This is a genomic window from Faecalimonas sp. LCP19S3_D12, assembly GCF_052121495.1.
Classification (GTDB): Bacteria; Bacillota; Clostridia; order Lachnospirales; family Lachnospiraceae; genus Faecalimonas.
The window spans coordinates 1-2,522 of sequence record NZ_JBQKED010000094.1 but is presented as its reverse complement, the minus strand read 5'-3'; the positions used below and the strand labels follow the sequence as shown (position 1 = coordinate 2,522).

Here is a 2,522-nt window from a genome sequence, read left to right as displayed (position 1 = left end):
AATATATTCCATCCACTCTAACAATTCTTTCATAAAGAAACACCTCTTTTCTCTTTAGTTTATCAGAAAAAAGGGATGTTCACAATTTATTTACTCATGCGTTTGTCGTGGCTGTATCCACGACATACGCATGAATGAACGAACTATGAACAAACTTGCAATAAGATATATTTTTTTTGTTTTCTCCCAAAAATCAATATTTCGCATACAATATCTGCTCTCAGAGCATATTGTTAACCAAATATTCCTTCATGTATTTGTTGTGGCTGTATCTAGTTATAAATTTTTACTAAGAAAGAGTTTATGAATGCATAATCGTTTTTTACTTCGCTACCGCCTGTGAAAAAATTTTCCAACGTCCTTTTACATTTTCATCTTTGTCTGTATTTCTTCCACAATATTCTAGGTATTTTTCCTGCTTATTATAATTCTCAAAAAAGTCTTTTAGACATAACAGATAGGTATCTCTTCATCTCCGTACACCATATCCATTGCTGCAACTACCATTAGAATGGAGAATTTTTTTATCTTATCCATTTTATCTGTAATCTTTTCATCTAACTTATCAACGATCTCTAGGGCATATCCAATTATGGATACTTTCCTCTGAATCACTGTTCAATTCTTCTGATCAAAAGTAGTATATTCGTATCCAGAAACAAGCATTAGTTCGGTCCAAACCTTACATACAGTTCAGAAACCTCTGTTCATAAATCGCTTCCAGTATTTTCTTGGCTGCAAGCTGCACAATCTTGTTCTCGTAAGAAGCAATCCCCAACGGTCTCATTTTCCAGTTACTCTTTGGTATATACACCCTCAGAGCTGGCAAAGGTTTGTATGCCTTGTTCTTTAACCATCTTACAAGATTTGTTATGTTTTTTCCAAATGCTCTTCATACTCCACTTTTGTCACTCGGTCAATACCTACTACTTTACTATCATCTAATTCTTTATGGCATTGCATAAGCATTTCCGCATTTATCATGGGATACAGAGACGTGAACTCTGGCTCCGGCGTTGTCGCCGATATTTCTGCTATTCTTTCTGATTTTGTTTCCATCAATACCTCTGTTCCTGAGCACAGTTGATGTATTCTCAGAAAGACCGTTACTATGTTGAATTTTACTTCTCCAATAATTTCAAAAAACGCTTATCATTCATCTGTTCACTCGTGATATAGTTTCCATCTAAAAATAATGCATATGTTGTAATTGCTGTCGGAGCGTTTTGCGCCTCCTCTTTACTCTGTAAATGAATCGCTTTAAATTGTATTGCTTTTTCTTTTGCAATTCCCTCAATTACAGGAACATACTTCGCATTAAACGGACATTGACTTGTATAATACAAAACATACCCCATTTCGTCAGTATGGGGATGTTTCGCACATTCTTTGAATTGTGGCAATGTGCTATTTTCTACAAACGGTAAATACCATAATTGAATACCATTATCAGCTTCATCACAAACTTGAAATCCTTTATACTTCAGAAATTTAGGGTCAGCTAAAAATGGTTTCTTCTTTGCCGCTGCTAAAATACACAATCCTTTTTTCCCTTTGTTTTTACTGTCCTCAATACAAGCGTTTAATAAATCTGATGAATAACCATGCCCTTTAAGCGAACCTGCAACCCATAAACAATCAATATACATATATCCATCTGCTGAAATTGGATTCCATGCATTTTCAGCAGGGATATATTCAATAAAACACTTACCTCTTTTTATACTTTTGAGAAAAACTAAACCATCTTCAAATCCTTCTGACAACCATGCTTTTTTTGAAGATACTTGAATATCATTGTTATTAGAAATCGCACAACATATATGCTCTTTTTCAATATTTTCGTTCGTAACCTTAATATATTCCATTATATAAAACCTCTGTCACATTCTAATTTATATCACTAAATCCTATCCGAATATGAACTATTATATCACAGGAATATGAATAACTCTATAATTATCCGCATTCTGCTTCCTTTTCCTGTTTTGGTTCTCTGTTCTACTTTAAAATGCTGTCTATGTTCTGCTTGATAACGTCATATTCTTTGACTTTTGTTTTCAGTTTGCCATAATAGGCGTAAAGGGCTTCTTTCTGTGCTTGGAGCTTCCCGCATTCTTCCTGCATGGCGACGAGGTTGGGGAGCTTGATACTGCCCGCCGCTTTCACACCGCTTCATAGAGTAGCAGACTGCTTTCCTGCTTCGCTCAGTCGGTCTGAATTTCTGCTATCCTTGCGGTCAAATCTGCATACTGCGTAAAGTGTATAGAACTTTTAATCCATAAATTTACCAGCAAAAATTATCTCTTTCCTCCCTCCAATCTTCAGACTAAGTTATTTACGATATTTAAAATAATCCCACTATCTTCCGATTATCTTTTATTTTATTCAGTCTGTATAGTATTATTATTTACTAAGACTTCCCATACCCCAAATGGGACTTGTTCCTTGAAAATTCAATATTTCAGCTAACAAAATAGCGATTTATGCCGCAGTAGCCAGTGGATGGAGTGCATTACGCA

At 35.1% G+C, this 2,522-nt stretch carries 3 protein-coding genes and 1 pseudogene; all 4 read right to left on the bottom strand.

Annotated elements, in window-relative coordinates; all coding sequences use genetic code 11:
* Window positions 1–444: 444 nt before the first annotated feature.
* A complete protein-coding gene (locus ACTQXY_RS15275) occupies window positions 445–615 on the bottom strand; it encodes a hypothetical protein (RefSeq protein WP_441660185.1) in 171 nt (56 codons plus the stop codon).
* Window positions 616–870: 255 nt separating this feature from the next.
* Complete coding sequence (locus ACTQXY_RS15270) at window positions 871–1,059, bottom strand: hypothetical protein (RefSeq protein WP_441660184.1); 189 nt, start codon at window positions 1,057–1,059, stop codon at window positions 871–873.
* A 62-nt stretch (window positions 1,060–1,121) separates the two neighbouring features.
* Window positions 1,122–1,868: a GNAT family N-acetyltransferase gene (locus ACTQXY_RS15265; RefSeq protein ID WP_441660183.1), complete on the bottom strand. Its 747-nt coding sequence runs from the start codon at window positions 1,866–1,868 to the stop codon at window positions 1,122–1,124.
* A gap of 133 nt (window positions 1,869–2,001) precedes the next feature.
* Window positions 2,002–2,169 (bottom strand): annotated as a pseudogene (locus tag ACTQXY_RS15260) (relaxase/mobilization nuclease domain-containing protein); the annotation flags it as partial.
* Window positions 2,170–2,522: the final 353 nt, after the last annotated feature.